Below are 18,778 nucleotides of genomic sequence, written 5' to 3'. Positions count from 1 at the left end.
TTTATCCTTCCGGCCACCCGCATTCTCCCTGAACTGCCCTGCCTTTTTATGCCCCCCTTTTCCTCCCAAGAAGAGCGATTCCCGCCAACAGCAGCACCGGGAAGACAACGCCGGCCAATACCCCCATCTTCAGGTCGTCCCCCAGCGCTCCCGACACCATCCCCACCAGCGTAGGCCCGCCGGAGCAGCCGATGTCCCCGCCCAGGGCCAACAGCGCGAACATGGCCGTCCCGCCCCTTGGCAGCGCCGCGGCCGCCTTGCTGAAGGTTCCCGGCCACATGATTCCCACTGACAGCCCGCAGACGGCGCAGGCAATGAGGTTCAGCTGGGGAATCGCCAAAAGGGCCACCCCCAGATAGGACAGGATGCACAGGCAGCAGCTGTAGACCATGAAGCGCTCCAGGTGAATCCGGTCTCCGTATTTCCCGTAGAACAGCCTGGCGGACCCCATGAGAATCGCGAAGGCCATAGGCCCGGCCAGGTCCCCCGCAGTCTTGGAGATGCCAAGCCCCTTCTCCGCAAAGGTGGAGGCCCACTGGCTCACCGCCTGCTCGCTGGCCCCCGCGCATACCATCATCACCAGCAGAATCCAGAACACCTTCATCCGGAACAGCTCCTTTAATCCCAGGCCCGCTTCCCCGTCCTCGATCAGCGGCGCGATGGGCACCTTCGCAAAGGCGAACGCGTTCCCCATAGGAATAAGCGCCCAGATGACAGCCAGTATCTTCCAGTTCTGGATCCCTGCCACACCGAAGAAAACCGTAGAGATCAGCACCACCCCCGCATGTCCCCAGCAGTAAAAGGAGTGGAGCATGCTCATTGCCTTCTCCTTATTGTCCGAGGGGCACGCCTCCACCACCGGGCTCACCAGGACCTCCAGGAGCCCTCCCCCGATTGCGTAGATCATGACCGCAATCAGGATTCCCGCAAAGGGAGAGGGCAACGCCTCCGGCAGAACTGTGAGCAGTATCAGCCCAGCCGCCGACAGCACATGGGCCATGACCATGGACACCCGGTACCCTATCTTATCCACAAATCCCACGGAGAGCAGATCCACCAGCAGCTGTACCCCAAAGTTGAACGTCACCAGCAGCGTAATCTGGGACAGAGGAATCCGGTAGCTCCTCTGGAAGAACAGGAACAATAGCGGCGTGAAATTGTTGACGATCGCCTGTACGATATATCCCACGAAGCAGGCTGTGATCGTTTTGTCATATCGGTTTTTCATGAAAATGCTTTTCCTCCGTCCCATAATCCCTTCATGATGAGATTATATCCCATGGCCTGGCACTTATCAATACCGATATCCATTTCTCCAGACAAAAAACTCCCACAAAAATGAATGCTCTTCACATTGCATTTTTGTGGGATGCTTTTACAAACTCACGACTGGGCCTTCAAATCCTTGTACACGTTCATATAGAACTCCAGGAGCTGTTGGTTCGCGACTTCCCTGCGGATCACGATCCTCTCCAGCGCCGACGCTTTGGCCTGTCCCTGGATGTTCCCCGTGAATGCCGTTTTTTGCCATGGGTGCCCTCCCCGATCCACAGTTTCAGTATAATGAAAACACGCCGCCCTGTCAAGAATCTTTCGCGGATATGCGGCATACCCCCGGCCAATCCCGGCCTCAAGCGCCTGTTTAGTCCCAAACTCAAGCAGCGCTTTCTTCCCAGTTCCCCGTCTATGGGCTATACTGCCAGCATGAACCCGGTGAGCCCAACCGCCACCGATGCACCGGTATTTCTATACTGCGTAAAAGGAAAAGAGGAGAAACCTATGCTTGAAACCATGTTTGAAACGAATTTGCTTAAAGAAGACTATGTATTTGACGTGCCCCTGTTCACTTCCCCCGCCGCCATCCACCCCCTACCCTTCCTGGGCCGGCCTCCCCGCCGTGCCGCCATGAAGGACAGCGCGGGCGCGCCCGGGAAGCCCCTGGAAAGATACCGCCTCAAGCAACTCTTGATTCCCATTTTAAGGCGGATAGGCTATACTGGTACCATGGAACGGACGGCAGGCGCGTCACCGGCAGCACATTCCTGAACCATCACCCGCGAAAAGCGCGAAGAAGAAAAGGAGAAAGATTATGTTCGATACCATGAAAGTAGCACGGAAAATCAAAGAGGCCCGGATTGCCCGGAACATGACCCAGATGAACCTGGCGGACGCCATGGAGGTCAGCTATCAGGCCGTCTCGAATTGGGAGCGGGGCAGCTCCTGCCCGGACATCGGCAAGCTGGAGCAGCTCTGTCAGATCCTGGAAATCGGCGTGGATGAGCTCCTGGGCACGGACAGCGCTTCCAGGACGCTGAGCCGGATCATAGAAAAGGAAGAGCCCTCCAAGGCGGACGCGGAGCCCGTCACCATAGAGGAAATCCAGGAGGTGGCCCCGCTCCTGCCCCCCGCCGACATGGCCCGGCTGGTGGACGACAGCCTGGACAATCAGGAGGACGGGGAGAAGCTCGACCTGAAGGCAATCGCGGGGCTGGCCCCCTTTCTGGACGAGAAGTATCTGGATGCCCTCATCAAAAGGGCCCAGGTGCACAGCCTGAAGGACCTCGCCGGGCTGGCCCCTTTCCTCAGCAGCGAGACCCTGGACGTTCTGGTGGCAGAGGCCGACATAAAGGGGGACATATCCGGCATCATCAGCCTGGCCCCCTTCCTTGGCAGCGAGACCCTGGACGCTCTGGTGGATAAAGCGGAGGAAAAAGGGGACATTGGCGAAATCTTCGGCCTGGCTCCCTTTTTAAGCAGCGGCACCCTGGACAGGCTCGTCCAGAAGATGCTGCCTCTGGACGACTGGAAGGGCATCAAGAGGCTGGCACCCTTCCTTGGCAGCGACACCCTGGACGCCCTGGTGGATAAAATGGAGGAAAAAGGGGACATCCGCGAAGTCCGCGGTCTGGCTCCCTTTTTAAGCAGCGGCACCCTGGACAGGCTCGTCCAGAAAATGCTGCCTCTGGACGATTGGGAGGGCATCAGGGGACTGGCCCCCTTCCTTAGCAGCGATGCCCTGGGCGCTCTGATAGAAAACGCGGATCCCCGGCAGGATATGTCCCACATCGTTGCCCTGGCGCCGTTCCTGGGAGAAGAGGCTCTGGCCAGATTCCTGGAAAAGCTGCCTGACGATGCCCATGTGGACATTTCCGGGCTCTATCCCTTCCTGCCTCAGAAGACCCTGCAGAAGATGGCCGAAAGCCTTATGCGGGGCGGCGATCTCCACGCCCTGAAGTCCCTTGCGCCGTTTCTTTGATGACGCCTCATGGGAAAAACAGTGCCCCGTCCCGGGAACACGGCCCATATCCGCCTTGTTCCCGGCGGCGGTTCACCTCACCTGATGGTTGCAGTACCGGTATGCCCCCAGCGCAGCCGCCGACAGCGGCACGGCCAGCGCCATGGCGGTGAGCAGCAGCCTGGCGTTCCCCGGGGCCTCCGAGAAGGTGCCCGGGTAGGAAATGGGGGCGCTGTAGCAGAGATAGTGCAGCAGGGCATTGACCCTTCCCACGGGCAGCGCGTCCAATACCAGCCGCAGGAACGCATAGGGGCCTATGTATACCAGGAGGGACCTGACCAGCGAGGAAAAGGACTGCCTGCACAGGGCGGACACGGAGCAGGTCAGCACCGCCACTGCCAGGGCGGAGAGCCAGCCGCACAGATACAGCTCCCGGAGGGCTGTGCCCATGGGCAGGTAATCCTTCCCGAAGAACATGGGCATCCCGGCAATCCTGCTGCTGACCACAAAGCCCTCCGTGCCGTAACAGGCGATGTGCTGGAGGAAGATGCTGCCGCCCGCCAGCAGGTAGCAGGCCGATGCCAGGGCGCAGCCCACGGCCATGCGGCGCCTCCAGAGGATGAAGCGGCCGTTCACCGTGGGCAGTATGATGTCCGCCGTGCGGTAGGCGTAATCCTCGGAGAACACAGGGCTCAGCAGCACGATGATCGAGATATGGGCCAGCACATAGGCCATCAGGAACCTGTCCCAGTAAGTCCCGGTGCCCGCGTACCCGAAGATATACGTCCCGTCCAGGCAGGCGCTCTCGTTCCAGCCCTCCGCCAGCACATAGGTGATCCGCCCGTCCTCTCCCTGCACCTGGGTGCCGAAATGCTCTGCCACGAAACGGTTGCAGTAGTTGTCATTTCCCCCCGATGCCGCCGCAGCCCGGAGGCTTTCCATGGTGGTGCTGCGCATGGCGCAGTTCACCGGAGGGCCGTATTTTTCCCAGATTGCCCTGACGGTGTCCTCTGTGAGAGGGCCTGCGAATTCGGCGGCGATCTCCTTATCCCTGGCGATGGCCCGGGCCCCGTAATATATCCTTCCCTCATCGATCAGTCCCTCTCCCCACACCGTAATGCCCATGGCCATGTACAGCAACAGCAGCAGGCCCGCCAGCATGGCGGCCACTCCCACTTTCCTGGACAATATCCGGTATATTTCTGTCCTAAACATCCCTGTCCTCCTTCCCGGCTCCCCAGGCTCTCCCGTCCTGCACTATTCCATACTCTGCCGTTCCTCCCCAGGGCCGGGCCAGCCTACGCTTTTCCATGCTCTGCCCCAGTTCCTTCCCCTGGCCAGGGCCAGCACGCTTTTTCCCATGCCCTGCCCCCCAGCCGCCGTCCCCCTCACTGCTCCCGGAAGTGATACAGATACACATCCTCCAGATCCGGATCCGCGGGCCGGGCGCCCTCCATGGGGCAGGTGTCGGAGACGATGCGCAGCCTCACGCCTTTCTGGGTGTTGCGCAGGCTGCTGACGTTGAAGTAGGCCTGATATCGCTCCGTCTCCTCCGGGCCTACCACGCATTCCCACACCCTGCCCCTGGCCCGCTCCAGCATCCGCCCGATGTCCCCCATGGCCAGCAGCTCTCCCCCCTTCATCAGGAGAATCTCGTCCGCTATGTACTCCACGTCCGACACGATGTGGGTGGACAGGATGATGATGCGCTCCTTCGACAGGGAACCGACGATATTTCGGAAACGGATGCGCTCCTTTGGATCCAGCCCCGCCGTGGGCTCATCCAGGACCAGAATCTCCGGGTCGTTCAAAAGGGCCTGGGCGATTCCCAGCCGCCGGATCATCCCCCCGGAGAAGGTCTTGATCTTCTTCCCCCGGACCGCGGAAAGCTCCACCATCTCCAGCAGCTCCTCCACCTTCCGCTCCGCCTCATTTTTCGGGATAGCCTTCAGCGCCGCCAGGTACAGCAAAAACCGCCTGGCGGTGAACTCCGGATAATACCCGAAATCCTGGGGCAGATAGCCCAGGACCCTTCTGTAGTCCGCCCCCAGCTTCCCGATGGCGCTGCCCCCGTAGCGCACGGTGCCCTCCGTGGCCTCCAGGATGCCGCAGATCATCCGCAGCAGGGTGGTCTTGCCGGAGCCGTTGGCCCCCAGAAGCCCGTATATCCCGCGGTTCATGGTGCACGAAATTCCGTTTACAGCCACCTTGCTCCCATATTTTTTCGTCACGCCCTCCAGGGTCAGTTCCAGCATATCGTCTCACCTCTTCTGATTTTCCCGTACATCACCTTAAGCTGCCACAGATATAGCCCGGTCCCCGCAAACAGCGCCGCCGTCCATGCCCACAGCCTTGCTGTCCCGTAAGCCTCCCCGCCGGACGCCAGGCCCGGGACTGCCGCCAGCAGGCCCGCCGCCAGGGCCGTCACCAGCAGCCCGTAGCGCCCCCGCCCGCCCCGCAGGGCCGTGAAGAGCAGCAGCACGGCCACATTGGAGAGTACGAAGGGCACCAGCACATACACGCATACCTGCGCAAGGGGCAGGTTCGTCCGCTCGGCGATCCGGCCGCTGCCAAGCACCAGCGCCAGTATGTCCACAGCCCCCGACAGCGCCATGCGGATCGTCCAAAGCTGGGGAAGGTTGAAATAGCAGCTCTGCTCCAGCTCCGCCATCCCCCTGGAGAAGTGCCGCCCCAGGCTGCTGCAGCCCAGCACCCCCATCCACGCCGCCAGCACGGATATCCAGCGCAGATAATCGGGAAGCGCCCCCCCGTCCAGCGCCGTCTTCTCAAGGAGCGCCGCCAGAAGCGCCACTAGGCTCCCCTGCAGGATCCAGAACCCCGGGGAGATGTACCGCAGCTCCACCAGGAGCAGCTCCCGGGGGGACGGATGCCTGTATATGGTTTTTTCCTGCACGGCCTGTCGTATTCCCGCCAGGGCCTGCGACCGCCCCGCCTCCCCCGAGGCCAGGGATGCCGCCTTGATAAAAAGGCCCCCGTCATCCCGCTTTCTTCCTGTCTTCCTTCTATCGCCCATAGCACTCTCCTTTTACCGGCACAGTCCCCCTGCCCTCTACGTACCCCTTCAATCCAGAAAATCCTCCCTGCGCAGCAGCCCCTTCAGCCTGTCCATCCCCTGCCTGACCCGGGACTTCACAGTGGACACCGAAGCCTCCGTCAGCCGCCCGATTTCCCGGTACTTCATATCGTATAGATAGTGCAGCAGGATGGCCTCCCTCTGCATCGGGGGCAGCTTCGCCAAAGCCTCCATCAGCCTTTGGTGGACGTCCGCATCCACCGCTCTCTGTTCCGGATCGGAATCTGCCGGCGGCTCCGGCGATACGCCCTTCTGTCCGGCCCGTTCCCTCCTCTGCGCCTCATCCGAATCCCGGCAGATGCCTCCCTGCCCCGCACCGTGGCCCTGCCCGCAGCCCATCCCCGCTTCCGCTCCGCCACGGCTCTTCTCCTGCCCCGTACATGCTTCCGCTGCTCTGCCGCCGCGCGGCCGCCCTGCCTCCGGCCCGCCGCAGTCCGCCGTGCGCTCCCAGTCCGTCTGCCCCAGAGTCATCCTTTCCTCCACGCCCCTTTTCCGCAGATAGTCCCTGCACACGTTCATGGCGATGGTCAGCAGATATCCTTTCAGGTTCCTGTCACGATAGCTCTCCACATACCGGATGAACCGCAGGAAGGTCTCCTGGGCCAGGTCGTAAGCCTCCTCCCTGCTGCCCGTCTGAAAGGCGCAGAAACGGAAGATATCATCATAATACTTCTCCGCGATATCTTCAAGGTATCTCTTATCCCCCTTCTGAATGGCATGAATCCACTGACGCTCGTCCACGATGGCTCCTTTGTATCCCTTTTCACTATATATAACCTCCCCCGCCCGGAAAAGGTTTTAAAAAAAAGAGAAAAAAATCAGAAATCCCTGCGCCGCTCTAGGCTCATGAAAGCCTGGTAGATGATGATGAAGCCCAGAGGGCCGCCGATGATGCCCCACATGCCGAAGAGCTTGATTCCCGCGTAGATGGACAGCAGGATCGCGATGGGGGACACCCCGATCTTCTTTCCGATCAGCCTGGGCTCCAGCAGCTCCCGGATGAAGATGCAAGCCACGTACACCAGCAGGCACACCGCCCCCCTGACATAGCTTCCGCCGATGAACTGCTGTATGGAAAGGGGCACCAGCACCACCCCCGTGCCGATGAAGGGCAGCGCGTCCAGAAATCCCGCCAGCAGCCCCCAGAGGATACCGTTCCGTATCCCGCTGATGCCCAGTGCCGCCGCGGCCGCCGCCCCGATGATGCTCATGATGATAAGCTGGGCCTTCACGAAGGTGGCGATGTACCGTATGATGCCGCAGACGATTTCCAGGAACACATAGCATTCCTCCCGCTCCAGCAGCCGGTTCATGATGTCGTCATAATCCTTGGCCAGCAGCACCGCCGCTATCAGGAATGTCACCAGGAAGCCCCCCACGGAGGCGAACATCTTCACATAAGCCAGGGACTGGGAGAGCATCCCCGGCAGGAACTGTAGCTGGAAATAGTCGATTGCGTCCTGGATTCTGGCCAGAAGGAGCTGTTCCAGGTACAGATTGTCTATCCCCAGGGCCCTCCCCACCACGCCGCAGGTGTCATGGACAAAGCCGGACAGCTCCGCCTCCAGGGAATCCAGGCCCTCCACCAGGCCCGGGAGGCTTCCGATGATCCAGGAGAGCAGGATCCACAGCAATACGCCCAGGATCCCGCAGGCCAGGAGCAGCAGGAGCAATGTCCCTATCTGCCTGTGGATTTTCAGCTTCCTCTGCATCTTCTGGAGCAGGGGCCCGAAGATGGTCACGAAGAGCATGGCCGTCAGCACAGGCGCGGTCAGCGGCGTGATGACCTTCAGGAAAAAATAAACTGCCCCTGTGAGCAGGAGCAGTACTACGAATCTGTTTTCTTTGATTTTCTCTGCCATACCGACCACCATGCCTTTCCGCGAACCTGGAGCGCGCCATGCCTGCGCCCCCAACCGGCTTCTCGTATTAGTATGGTAGCTTTCGGGAAAATCATAACTGTAAAAAAGTGCCTATGGCACCTTACTGATTCCATGTCGGTCTGGCGACGGACTTTTCTGTAAGGTGAAAAGAGGAAAAAGCGGGGTTCTCCGGCTTGATCCGGAAATCCATCTTCTCCCCGGACACGGGATGGACGAAGCCCAGACTATAGGCGCAGAGGGCCACGTTCCGGACACCGCAGGCTGCGGCCAACGCCCTCGCCTCCGGGCTGCCGTATTTCAGGTCGCCCAAAAGAGGCAGGCCCGCGTGGGCCATCTGGGCCCGGATCTGGTGGAAGCGGCCTGTGCGGATACGGATATCCGCCAGCGCAAGCCCCTGCTCCTTATTCGGCTCCAGGATGCGGTACTCCAGGACTGCGCGCCGGGCCTTCGCGGCTTCCCCCAGGGCGGATTCCGCTGACGCGGTATCCGGATTTACAATCACCGCCCTGTAATCCGTATGTTTTCCGTTCTTCAACGCCTGTTTGTACAGATAGTCTTCCAGCCGCCCTTCCCGGCAATCCGGCACGCCGCAGAGCACGGCGTAATAGTGCTTGCAAAAGCCCCCTTCGTCTCCCTGGGCCCGGAGCTGTCCGGTGAGGGAGGCCGCGGCGGCTCTGGTCCTGGCGAATGCCAGAATCCCCTCCACGGGCTGGTCCAGGCGGTGGATAAGTCCCAAGTAGGGCTCGCCGCGCCCGGCAGCCGCACTATTGCCGCCCTTTTCCCTGCGGTTCTTCAGCTCACTGACCATGTCCTGCTGTCCCAGCCTGGCAGTCTGCACCGCAAGCCCGGCGGGCTTGTACGCCACGATTATATCTTTGTCTTCATACAGGATTCGACTCAGCATATCCACTGCATCCTTCATTTCGTTTGTATACATACGGCAAAAAGATTCCCATGCAACAGTCACCGCCGGTGAAGCGCAAACGCGGCTGCACGGGGAATTCCGTGCCTGTATGCGGCTATTCCCGCTGCCATGGCCGCTCCGCAACCGAACCGGGCCGCTATCTGCATCATCCGTTGCGTGGAAACCTGACAGCCTGTCCCCGGATACGGCCCACATGCAGCCCGCCGGATGCGGGAAGCCGCGTTTCCCCGCTATACTTATACGGCCCGAGCGCTCACCTGCGCAGGCCTCTTGGGTAATGGTTCTTCATAATGCCCCCGGCCAGCTTCCCCCAGCCTGTGCCGAAGCCGTCCGCGCATATCAGATACCAGCCCTTCTCCCCTTCCGCCGGGAAGGTCTGGCCCCCCAAATACCCGGCAATCTCCGGCCCGTCGGAATCCAGGTTCCAGACGTGGGCCGCACATGCCGGACGCAGGGCCAGGGCCAGTGCATGGGAGGGCTCGAACCTGTTCTTCTTCACCTCTCCCAGGTGCAGGCCGGGCCGCAGCACCTTCAGCCCCCTGAATGAGGGCATGTCCGCCGGGATCAGGTAGAGATTGTCCCCGAATCGCATGCACCTGACAGCGCCCGTGAACCCGGCGGCCCTTCCCAGCCCCGGCAGCACCTCTTCGGCTCCCGGATCCACTGCCGTCCTTGTCCCGGCTCCGGCTTTCCCCTTCGCCATCCTTTTTGCGGCGGTCGGCGGCTTCTCTCCGGCCGCTCTCCCCGGCTGCGGCGGTTGTGTCTTACTCTCCGGCGGCTGCGCCTTATTCTCCGGCGGCTGCGTCTTACTCTCCGGTGCCTGTCCTCCGGCGCTCAGGCCAGCCCTCTCCCCCGCCTCTGCCAAAACCGATGCCGGGTCCCGACTCAAAGGGGACTCCGGCAACCGCAGATTCTCGGCGCAGAAGCGCAGGAACTCCTCCGGCAGGCTTGTGCCCGCTCCTTTTGCAGTCCCTTTTGCCATACCCTCCGTTATACTTTTTGTAGTATAATTATATTCTGTATTGCGATAATTTTCACGGGCAGCCCCATCTTTCTCAAGCACAGCCGCAAAATGCCCCTCCCCCCGTATCCGGTGGGGCCACAGCCGCAGGGCATTCTCCAGGCCGGACCCACGGTCCACGGCTTCCGGACTGCCGGCCAGCCCATGGCAATCCCGCTGCTCCAGGGCTTCCTCCAGGACATCCGGCATCCCGTCACAGCCTTCCAGCCCCAGCCGCTCCTTCTCCGCGGGCAGTATCCGGAATTCCCCATGCCGCCTAAGGAACCTGGAGACGCTCCCCTCGTCCTCCTCAGGGGCAAAGGTGCAGGTGGAATACACCAGCCGCCCGCCGGAGCGCAGCATCCCGGCGGCGCAGTCCAGGATGCCGTCCTGGCGCTCCGCGCACAGCCTTACGTTCTCCGGGCTCCACTCCTCTCTGGCTGCCTCGCTCTTGCGGAACATCCCCTCCCCGGAGCAGGGCGCGTCCACCAGTACACGATCGAAATACCCCGGAAAGGCCTCCGCCAGGCGCTCCGGCGTCTCGTTCAGCACGCAGGCGTTCCCGATGCCCATCCGCTCTATGTTCTCCGACAGAATCTTCGCCCTGGCCGGGTGGATTTCGTTGCAGACCAGCAGGCCGCTGCCGCCCAGCTTCCCGGCTATCTGGACGCTCTTCCCGCCCGGGGCCGCGCACAGGTCCAGGATGCGCTCCCCGGGCCGCACATCCATCAGCCCCACGGGGGCCATGGCGCTGGGCTCCTGGATGTAGTAGACCCCGGCCTCATGGAAGGGATGCTTCCCGGGCTGGTCCGGCGCTTCATAGTAATAGCCGTCCTCCGCCCAGGGAACCCGGGACAGACGGGCGAATCCGGCATCCCGGCAAGCCGCCCCAGCGCCTGCTGCCTCCGCGGCACACTGTCCAGCCGCTACATTAACTGCAGACTCCGCAACACACTGCCCGGCCGCTGCATCGCCTGCCACCTCCACTGCGCACTGCCCAGCCACTCCATTGCCTACTATCTCTGCTGCACACTGCCCGGCCGCTGCATCGCCTGCCACCTCCACTGCGCACTGCCCAGCCAATTCACTACCTGCTACCTCCGCCGCACACTGCCCGGCCGCTCCACTACATGCCACCTCCGCCGCACTGCGCCCATCCGGCCGAATGCCATACATCTCCGCCGCGCTGCGCCCGTCCGCCCCGATTTTCCCGGGATTCAGCCGCAGGCCCTGAACATGCTCCCTCCCATAGCTTTCCAGAAAAGCCGCATATTCCTCCCCCAGCATCTCCTGCATCCTCTCCAAAAAAGCCCTCGGCAGCATATCCCCTCCTCGTCCGTCATACCGGCATGTCCTCCGCAAAATCCGGTCATAGCATCGCGGCCCTCTCTCCGTATATGCCCGGAACCCTGAATCCCTCCTGTCTCCGGGCACATCGGCGCAGCCGCCCAAACCATACAGAAACCGTATCTTCACACCTTGAAACGATACCCCACCCCCCAAATCGTCTCGATATACTGGGGCTTCGCCGTATCCTTCTCAATCTTCTCCCGAATCTTCTTGATATGCACCGTGACAGTAGCGATGTCGCCGATGGAATCCATGTCCCAGATCTCCCGGAACAGCTCCTCCTTGGTGTACACATGGTTGGGATTCTCCGCCAGGAAGGTCAGCAGGTCGAACTCCTTGGTGGTGAACGTCCTCTCCTCGCCGTTTACATACACACGGCGCGCCGTCTTGTCGATGCGGATGCCCCGGATCTCCACGATGTCGTTCTGAGGCTTCTGGTTGGTGCCCACCAGCCGCTCGTACCGGGCCATATGGGCCTTTACCCTGGCCACTAATTCGCTGGGGCTGAAGGGCTTGGTCATATAATCGTCCGCCCCCAGGCCCAGCCCCCTGATCTTGTCGATGTCGTCCTTCTTGGCCGATACCATCAGGATGGGGATGTTCTTCTCCTCCCTGATCTTGCGGCACACCTCGAAGCCGTCCATGCCCGGCAGCATCAGGTCCAGGATTACAAGATTGTAATCCCCCTTCAGGGCCATGTCCAGCCCCTCGTCCCCGCTGTTGCAGATGTCCACCTGGAAATCGCTCAGCTCCAGATAATCCTTCTCCAGATCCGCAATCGCCACCTCATCCTCTACAATCAATATCCTGCTCATACTCCGCCCGCCCTTTCTTACGCTTCTTATATTCCTTATGTCGTTTTTGCAATCATTTATTGACTATATCATGTCCTCTTTCCATGAAGGCCGCTGCCCGCATGTCCCCCGCCCGACGGTTTCTCCGGCCCCCTGTCCCGTGCAGGCCGCTTCCGCCCACAGGCCATGCCGCTCTATTTGTCGTCCTGCAGCTCGATATACTTGCGCAGCACGAAATGGATGCAGGTGCCCTCGCCCTCCCTGCCGGTGGCCCAGATATAGCCGCCGTGGTCCTCGATAATCTTCCGCACGATGGACAGGCCGATGCCGCTGCCCCCCTGGGCCGAGTTCCGGGAAGCGTCCGTGCGGTAGAACCGCTCGAATATCTTCGGCAGGTCCTTCTGGGCGATGCCCTTGCCGTTGTCCTCGATCTCAATCCGGATGGACTCCGTCTCGTCCAGGATCCGGATGTCGATCGTCCCCCGGGGCTTATCCATGTATTTCACGCTGTTGCTGATGATATTGTTGATGACCTTCTTCATCTGCTCCGGATCCGCGATGACCACCGTGTCCGGCTGCACCAGGTTGGAATAGTTCAGCTCGATGCTCCTCTGCTCCAGGTCCAGCCCCACCTCCTCCACGCAGTCCCCGAAATAATCCGCTACATTTATCCGATGAAAATTATACGGAATCCTGTTGTTATCTATCCCCGAGTAATAGGTCAGCTCATTGATCAGCCGCTCCATGTCGTTGGCCTTGTTATAGATGGTCTTAATGTATTTGTCCATCTTCTCCGGCGTCACCGCCACACCGTCCATGATGCCCTCCACGTACCCCTTGATGGCCGTGATCGGGGTCTTCAGGTCATGGGAGATATTGCTGACCAGCTCCCTGTTCTGCTTCTCGCTGGCCCGGTTCTCCTCGGTGGTCTCCTTCAGCCTAAGGCGCATGTCCTCATAATTGCGGTACAGATCGCCGATCTCCCCCTTGGCGTCCGTCTGGAGGCAATAGTCGAAGTTCCCCTCCTTGATCTTGCGCATGGCCACGTTCAGCTCGCCTATGGGATTGAACACCCCCCTGCGGATCCACCTGGTCAGCACCACGCTGGTAAAGATCAGGATCAGGAAGATCGCGATGAACATGTCCACCAGCAGCTTTTTGGAAATCAGGGAATTCACCTTGGTGACCACGAAGGCGCTCCCCCTGCCGCCGTCCGGGAAAATAAAGTCCAACTGCTTTACGAATTTGTCCATCTCATCGTAATAGATGCCCGCGCTCTCTATGGTGCCCCGCTCCCCGAAGCCCGGCAGACTCTGGAAGATCGCCGCGGCCGCCTCAGGATTTCCCGCGTAGTAGATGCTGTCCTCTTTCCTCACGATGATGTATGTGGTCTTTTGGGGAATCCTTGCGCTCACCATGTCCAGATATTCCATGTCCGCCAGCCTGGCCGGATCCGACTCTATCTGCTCCTTCAGCTCGAAGAACACGCTGTCCGTGGCGTCCGCCACCTGGCGCATGTTCTCCGTCATGGTGGTATAGTCCAGCCGCACGATGGGGAATCCCTTCTGGGCATTCATCAGGTACAGCCCGATCCCACAGAACGCCAGCGCCGTCAGGATCAACGGCAGGACTATGATGATTATGAATGTGACCCGCAGCCGCGTCCTGAATTTCATCGCCAGCTCCCTTCTGCCCGTTACGCCAAACCGGTACAGGCCCGGAATGCTGCCCCACCCGGACAGTCTTCTCCGTGCCGTTTACAACTTATCAGCACTACTATATCATATTTTTCTCAGGAAAGTGTAAAATAAGAAAAATAATATCATTAAAAAAATCTTAATCTTCCCGCTATTTACTTTTCCGCCCTTTAGTTGTAGGATATTTCTTGTACGGTCAAAAACATAGAATCAAAGAAAAGGATGGTCATTATGATGAAAAAGATAAATGTAGGCATCTTCTTCGGGGGCTGCTCCCCGGAGTACAGCGTCTCCCTGTCCTCGGCTTCCGGGGTGATCCTGAACCTGGACAGAGAAAAGTACGAGCCCGTGCTGATCGGCATCTCCCAGAAGGGAGAATGGTTCCATTACGCGGGCCCCGTGGACAGGCTGCTGGACGACTCCTGGCAGAACCCCGCGGACTGCACCCCCGCGGTCCTCTCCCCCAACCGCGGCGAGAACTGCCTGCTATTGCTGGGGAAGGAGGGCGTATCCCGCGTGCCCCTGGACATCGCCTTCCCGGTGCTCCACGGCGGCAACGGCGAGGACGGCACCCTGCAGGGCCTGCTGGAGCTCTCCGGCATCCCCATCGCGGGCTGCGGCACTTTGTCCTCCGCCCTGGGGATGGACAAGGACAGGGCCCACAGGCTGGTGAGCCTGGAGGGCGTGCGGGTGCCCATGCACCTGGTGATGGATCCGGATACCACCGCGGAGGAGATGGAGCGCTTCGCGGAGAAAATCGGCTATCCCGTCTATGTGAAGCCCGTGAAGGCAGGCTCCTCCTACGGCGTCACCAAGGTCTCCGGCAGGGAGCAGCTTGCCCCGGCGGTGGCCCTGGCCTTCCGCTATGACAGCCAGGTGCTCCTGGAGGAGAACATCCCCGGCTTCGAGGTGGGCTGCGCCGTGCTGGGCAACAGGGACCTGATCACCGGCGAGGTGGACGAAATCGAGCTCTCCGGCGGCTTCTTCGATTTTACGGAAAAATACACCCTGAAGACCTCCGCCATCCACGTACCCGCCAGGATAGACCCGGCCAAGGCCGCGGAAATCAAGGAGACCGCCAAGCGCATCTACAGGGCCCTGGGCTGCGCGGGCTTCGCAAGGGTGGACATGTTCCTGACGCCGGAAGGCGAGGTCGTCTTCAACGAGGTGAATACCATCCCCGGCTTCACGGAGCACAGCCGCTATCCCGGCATGATGAAGGCCGCCGGGATTCCTTTCCGGGAAGTGATCTCCCGGATCCTGGAGCTGGGCCTGGACGCGGCCCGGGCGTAGCGCTAGACACGGATTCCGGGCGGCTGCAGGCCTACCGCGGCGTCCTTTCACGGAACCGATTTGCAAAGGGAGTTATATGAAGACCTTGTCCTTGACTTACGACGACATACACAGGGGCGACCTGATTCTGGTGAATCAGTCCCATGCCCTCCATGAAAGCGCGGCGGCGGACCTGGCCCCTGTGGCGGAATCCGCCCCCGCCGTCCTGCTCAGGCGCCCCGCCGCCCAAGCGCTGGCACGCCTGATGGACGAGATAGACGGCTGGCGGCATATCGCCTTTGTCAGCGCCTGGCGCTCCCGGAGGGAGCAGCAGGAAATCTGGGACGGCAGCCTCCGGGAGAACGGCCCGGAGTTCACCCGCACCTATGTGGCCCTGCCGGGGCACAGCGAGCACCAGACCGGCCTGGCCATCGACCTGGGGGCAAAGCGGGAGCAGATCGACTTCATCCGCCCGGACTTCCCCTATACCGGTCCCTGCGGGGACTTCCGCAGGGGCGCCGCGGGCCACGGCTTCATCCTGCGCTACCCGGAGGGGAAGGAAGGCATTACCGGCATCGGCCATGAGCCCTGGCACTTCCGCTATGTGGGAACGCCCCATGCCGCGATTATACAGAGCCGGAATATGGCCCTGGAGGAATACATAGATTATCTGAGACAGTATCCTTACAGAGGAGAGGGCCTGGGCTTCACGGCGGATGACGGGCGGAAGGCCCGCATCTCCTATATCGAAGCAGGGCCGGAGCCGGTTACCCTACAGCTGCCGGAAGAGGCGTCCTGGTCTCTGTCCGGCAACAATGCGGACGGCTTTATTTTGACAGAATGGAGGTAGACAGATGCGGACGAAACCCAATTACGGCTGGCTGGACAGATTTCGGATCATTGCCGCCCTGGCAGTCATCGCTATCCATACCTCGCCCCTGGCCACATTCCATGAAGGGGCGGATTTTTTTCTCACCAGGGTGCTGGCGCGGATCGCCGTGCCTTTCTTCTTCATGGTGACAGGGCATTTCGTGGTGGCGGGCTTCCTGCCGTCGGGCAAGGCTGCGCCCTCCACGAAAAGCATGGTGCGGTTCCGAAAATTTCTTGCCAAGACTTCCATGCTCTATCTGTTCTGCATCATCCTGTACCTGCCGGTGGGCATCTATGCAGGGCATTACGAAGACATATCTGTCGGCGTCTTGCTGCGCATGCTCTTCTTTGACGGCACCTTTTACCATCTGTGGTACTTCCCGGCATGCATCATGGGAGTGGCGCTGGTGTACCTGCTGAGCAGGTTCCTGAGCCTGGGGGCCATGACGGCCGTATCCGCCGTGCTGTATGCGATCGGCCTGTTGGGCGACAGCTATTACGGGCTGGTGGAGAAGGTGCCCGCGCTGGAGGCCTTCTACGGGTTCCTGTTCCAGATTTCCTCCTACACCCGGAACGGGCTGTTCCTCGCGCCCCTGTTCCTGGTGCTGGGAGCCTGGATGGCAGGGGCGGCCCAGGGCCAGGGCGGCAGGGCCCTCTCCGAAAAGCGGCTGTTCCTCTGCTCCCTCTTCGCCCTGTCCTTTGCCCTGATGACCGGGGAGGCGTTCCTGCTGCGGCATTTCCAGTTCCAGCGCCACGACAGCATGTACCTGCTGCTGGTTCCTGTCATGTTATTCCTGTACCGGTTCCTGCTGTGCATCCCGGTGAAATCCGACAGGGCCTTCCGGACAGCCTCCACCTGGATCTACGTGCTGCACCCGGCCTTCATCGTGGTGGTCAGAGGCATCGCGAAGCCCCTGCGCCTGACGGGGCTGCTGGTGGACAACAGCCTCGTCCATTACCTGGCGGTGTCTTTCCTGTCCGTGGCCGCAGCCTTCGCCATGGTCTGGCTCCAGAGCATGTTAAAAGCCCGCCGCCAGTCCGCCGGGGAAACGGGCCCTGTGGCCCGCGGAGCAGCCCGCGGACAGAACAGAAAGCAGCCTGAGGCTTCCGACGGCGCATGGACGGAGGAGAGCGCGGAGGACGATTGGGACAGCGATTGGGACAATATGGGAGATATGGCGGAAGGAGAATTCGATATGGCGCGCGAAGATGAGTTTAATTACGATTACTCTCAGGAGGCGGAGGAAGCCTATGGGGAGGCCTATATGGAGGAGTCCGGTCTCAGTGACGGGATTCCCCTGACGGACGGCCCGGAGGAGGACGCTGCGGCGCATATGGAAGCAGACGGCTATACCACAGAGGAGGATTTCCCGGAGGAGCAATCCGAGAGCCATGCCGGGTACAGAGAGGCGGCAGATCCCCTGCACAGGGCTGCCCCCGCCTCCCGGGCCTGGATCGAGGTGGACACCCGGGCGCTGGCCCACAATGTGGACACGCTGCGCGCCCGGCTTCCCCAGGGCTGCCGTCTGATGCCCGCCGTCAAGGCCCAGGGGTATGGCCATGGGGCCGTCCTGATCTCCAGAGAGCTGAACGCTCTGGGCGTGGACGCGTTCTGCGTGGCCGGCATCGGCGAGGCCATAGAGCTGCGGGAGGCGGACATCCGGGGCGAAATCCTCATACTGGGCTATACGCCCCCCGAGGACTTTCCCCTGCTGGCCCAATATCAGCTGATCCAGACTGTCATAGACTACCCGTACGCCTGCCTGCTGAGCCAGGCGGAAGCGGACATCCATGTCCATATCGGCATCGATACCGGCATGCACCGCCTGGGCATACGCTGTGAGGAAATCGATGATATCCGGGCCGTATATGACCTGCCCCACATCGTCATCGACGGGCTCTTCACCCACCTGTGCGCCTCCGATTCGCCCCTGCCGGAGCACAGGGCCTTCACCGAGGCCCAGGTCAGGGCCTTCTATCAGGTGGTGGACTATCTGAAGGAGGCGGGCTGTCCCTGCCCCAGCCTCCACCTGCTGGCCAGCTATGGCCTCCTGACCCTCCTCCAGGGCCGCAGCGGCCTGCGGGAGGAGCAGTCCAGGCGCTTTGCGGAGCGGCGGATCGCCTCGGCAGAGCTGAAGCTGGCGGCAGACTATGTCCGCCCGGGCATCGCCCTCTACGGGGTCATGAGCACTGAGGCAGACACAGGCCCCTGGAAAGGCATCCTGAAGCCCGTCCTGTCCCTGAAGGCAAAGGTGGTCTCCGTGAGGCCCCTCTATGCCGGTGAGGGCGCAGGCTATGGCATCGCCTTTACTGCCGAAGAGGACATGCGGATCGCCGCCGTCTCCATCGGCTACGCGGACGGCCTGCCCAGGGAGCTTTCCCACGGCAAGGGCAGCGTCCTGATCGGCGGCCACAGGGCCCCCATCATCGGCAGGATCTGTATGGACCAGACCATCGTGGACGTCAGTGGGATTCCCCGGATCCAGCCCGGAGACACGGCCGTAATCATCGGTACCGACCGGGGGGAGGAGATCACGGCAGGCCAGATAGCCGAGCAGTGCGGCACCATCACCAACGAAATCCTGAGCCGCCTGGGAGCCCGCCTGGACCGGGTGACCGTATAGCACGGCGCGGCTCCCGCCCCAAAACCACCGACAG

At 61.2% G+C, this 18,778-nt stretch carries 16 protein-coding genes; 5 read left to right on the top strand and 11 right to left on the bottom strand.

The features are described 5' to 3' along the window. Positions 1-46: 46 nt before the first annotated feature. The gene (locus Q2B33_RS06065) at positions 47-1,228 is read right to left on the bottom strand and encodes a sugar MFS transporter (protein WP_300571709.1); all 1,182 of its coding nucleotides are present in this window, start codon (positions 1,226-1,228) and stop codon (positions 47-49) included. Positions 1,229-1,383: 155 nt separating this feature from the next. Beyond that, positions 1,384-1,551: a hypothetical protein gene (locus Q2B33_RS06060; protein ID WP_300571711.1), complete on the bottom strand. Its 168-nt coding sequence runs from the start codon at positions 1,549-1,551 to the stop codon at positions 1,384-1,386. Positions 1,552-1,791: 240 nt separating this feature from the next. Here Q2B33_RS06060 and Q2B33_RS06055 point away from each other — a divergent pair, with 240 nt between their 5' ends. Next, positions 1,792-2,046 (top strand): hypothetical protein, encoded by a 255-nt coding sequence (locus tag Q2B33_RS06055; protein ID WP_300815128.1) that lies wholly within the window; start codon positions 1,792-1,794, stop codon positions 2,044-2,046. Positions 2,047-2,101: 55 nt separating this feature from the next. Further along, positions 2,102-3,256, top strand: a complete 1,155-nt coding sequence (locus Q2B33_RS06050) for a helix-turn-helix domain-containing protein (RefSeq protein WP_300815129.1) — start codon at positions 2,102-2,104, stop codon at positions 3,254-3,256. Positions 3,257-3,328: 72 nt separating this feature from the next. Here Q2B33_RS06050 and Q2B33_RS06045 read toward each other — a convergent pair whose 3' ends face one another. From Q2B33_RS06045 to Q2B33_RS06005, 9 genes are all read right to left on the bottom strand, one after another. Beyond that, positions 3,329-4,450, bottom strand: coding sequence for a hypothetical protein (locus Q2B33_RS06045; protein WP_300782911.1), 1,122 nt, complete (start codon positions 4,448-4,450; stop codon positions 3,329-3,331). Between the two features lie 173 nt (positions 4,451-4,623). Further along, positions 4,624-5,490: an ABC transporter ATP-binding protein gene (locus Q2B33_RS06040; RefSeq protein WP_300782917.1), complete on the bottom strand. Its 867-nt coding sequence runs from the start codon at positions 5,488-5,490 to the stop codon at positions 4,624-4,626. Beyond that, positions 5,478-6,269, bottom strand: a complete 792-nt coding sequence (locus Q2B33_RS06035) for a hypothetical protein (protein ID WP_300782920.1) — start codon at positions 6,267-6,269, stop codon at positions 5,478-5,480. The genes Q2B33_RS06040 and Q2B33_RS06035 overlap by 13 nt, the downstream gene beginning before the upstream one ends. Positions 6,270-6,317: 48 nt before the next feature. Next, positions 6,318-7,070, bottom strand: coding sequence for an RNA polymerase sigma factor (locus Q2B33_RS06030; protein WP_300769205.1), 753 nt, complete (start codon positions 7,068-7,070; stop codon positions 6,318-6,320). 77 nt (positions 7,071-7,147) lie between these two features. Beyond that, on the bottom strand, positions 7,148-8,191 hold the full coding sequence (locus tag Q2B33_RS06025; RefSeq protein WP_300782923.1) for an AI-2E family transporter: 1,044 nt from the start codon (positions 8,189-8,191) through the stop codon (positions 7,148-7,150). Between the two features lie 121 nt (positions 8,192-8,312). Further along, positions 8,313-9,116: an RluA family pseudouridine synthase gene (locus Q2B33_RS06020; protein WP_300782925.1), complete on the bottom strand. Its 804-nt coding sequence runs from the start codon at positions 9,114-9,116 to the stop codon at positions 8,313-8,315. A 274-nt stretch (positions 9,117-9,390) separates the two neighbouring features. Next, entirely contained in the window at positions 9,391-11,460 is a 2,070-nt protein-coding gene (locus Q2B33_RS06015; protein ID WP_300792000.1) for an RsmF rRNA methyltransferase first C-terminal domain-containing protein, read from the bottom strand. Positions 11,461-11,609: 149 nt separating this feature from the next. Continuing rightward, the gene (locus Q2B33_RS06010) at positions 11,610-12,302 is read right to left on the bottom strand and encodes a response regulator transcription factor (protein ID WP_296465786.1); all 693 of its coding nucleotides are present in this window, start codon (positions 12,300-12,302) and stop codon (positions 11,610-11,612) included. A 173-nt stretch (positions 12,303-12,475) separates the two neighbouring features. Then, positions 12,476-13,957, bottom strand: coding sequence for a cell wall metabolism sensor histidine kinase WalK (locus Q2B33_RS06005; RefSeq protein WP_300782931.1), 1,482 nt, complete (start codon positions 13,955-13,957; stop codon positions 12,476-12,478). Between the two features lie 255 nt (positions 13,958-14,212). Between Q2B33_RS06005 and vanG the strand changes: the two genes are divergently transcribed. The 3 genes from vanG to alr all read left to right on the top strand — a co-directional run bounded on the left by vanG (position 14,213) and on the right by alr (position 18,744). Then, the gene (gene vanG, locus Q2B33_RS06000; protein ID WP_300769209.1) at positions 14,213-15,271 is read left to right on the top strand and encodes a D-alanine--D-serine ligase VanG; all 1,059 of its coding nucleotides are present in this window, start codon (positions 14,213-14,215) and stop codon (positions 15,269-15,271) included. 76 nt (positions 15,272-15,347) lie between these two features. Continuing rightward, positions 15,348-16,100 (top strand): D-alanyl-D-alanine carboxypeptidase family protein, encoded by a 753-nt coding sequence (locus tag Q2B33_RS05995; protein ID WP_300782934.1) that lies wholly within the window; start codon positions 15,348-15,350, stop codon positions 16,098-16,100. A gap of 4 nt (positions 16,101-16,104) precedes the next feature. Beyond that, positions 16,105-18,744, top strand: coding sequence for an alanine racemase (alr, locus tag Q2B33_RS05990; protein ID WP_300782937.1), 2,640 nt, complete (start codon positions 16,105-16,107; stop codon positions 18,742-18,744). The last annotated feature ends 34 nt before the right edge of the window (positions 18,745-18,778 follow it).

Source organism: uncultured Acetatifactor sp., from assembly GCF_948601915.1.
Lineage (GTDB): Bacteria > Bacillota > Clostridia > Lachnospirales > Lachnospiraceae > Acetatifactor.
Note: the sequence above shows the minus strand (reverse complement) of the source record. Positions and strands in the feature narration are given on the sequence as shown.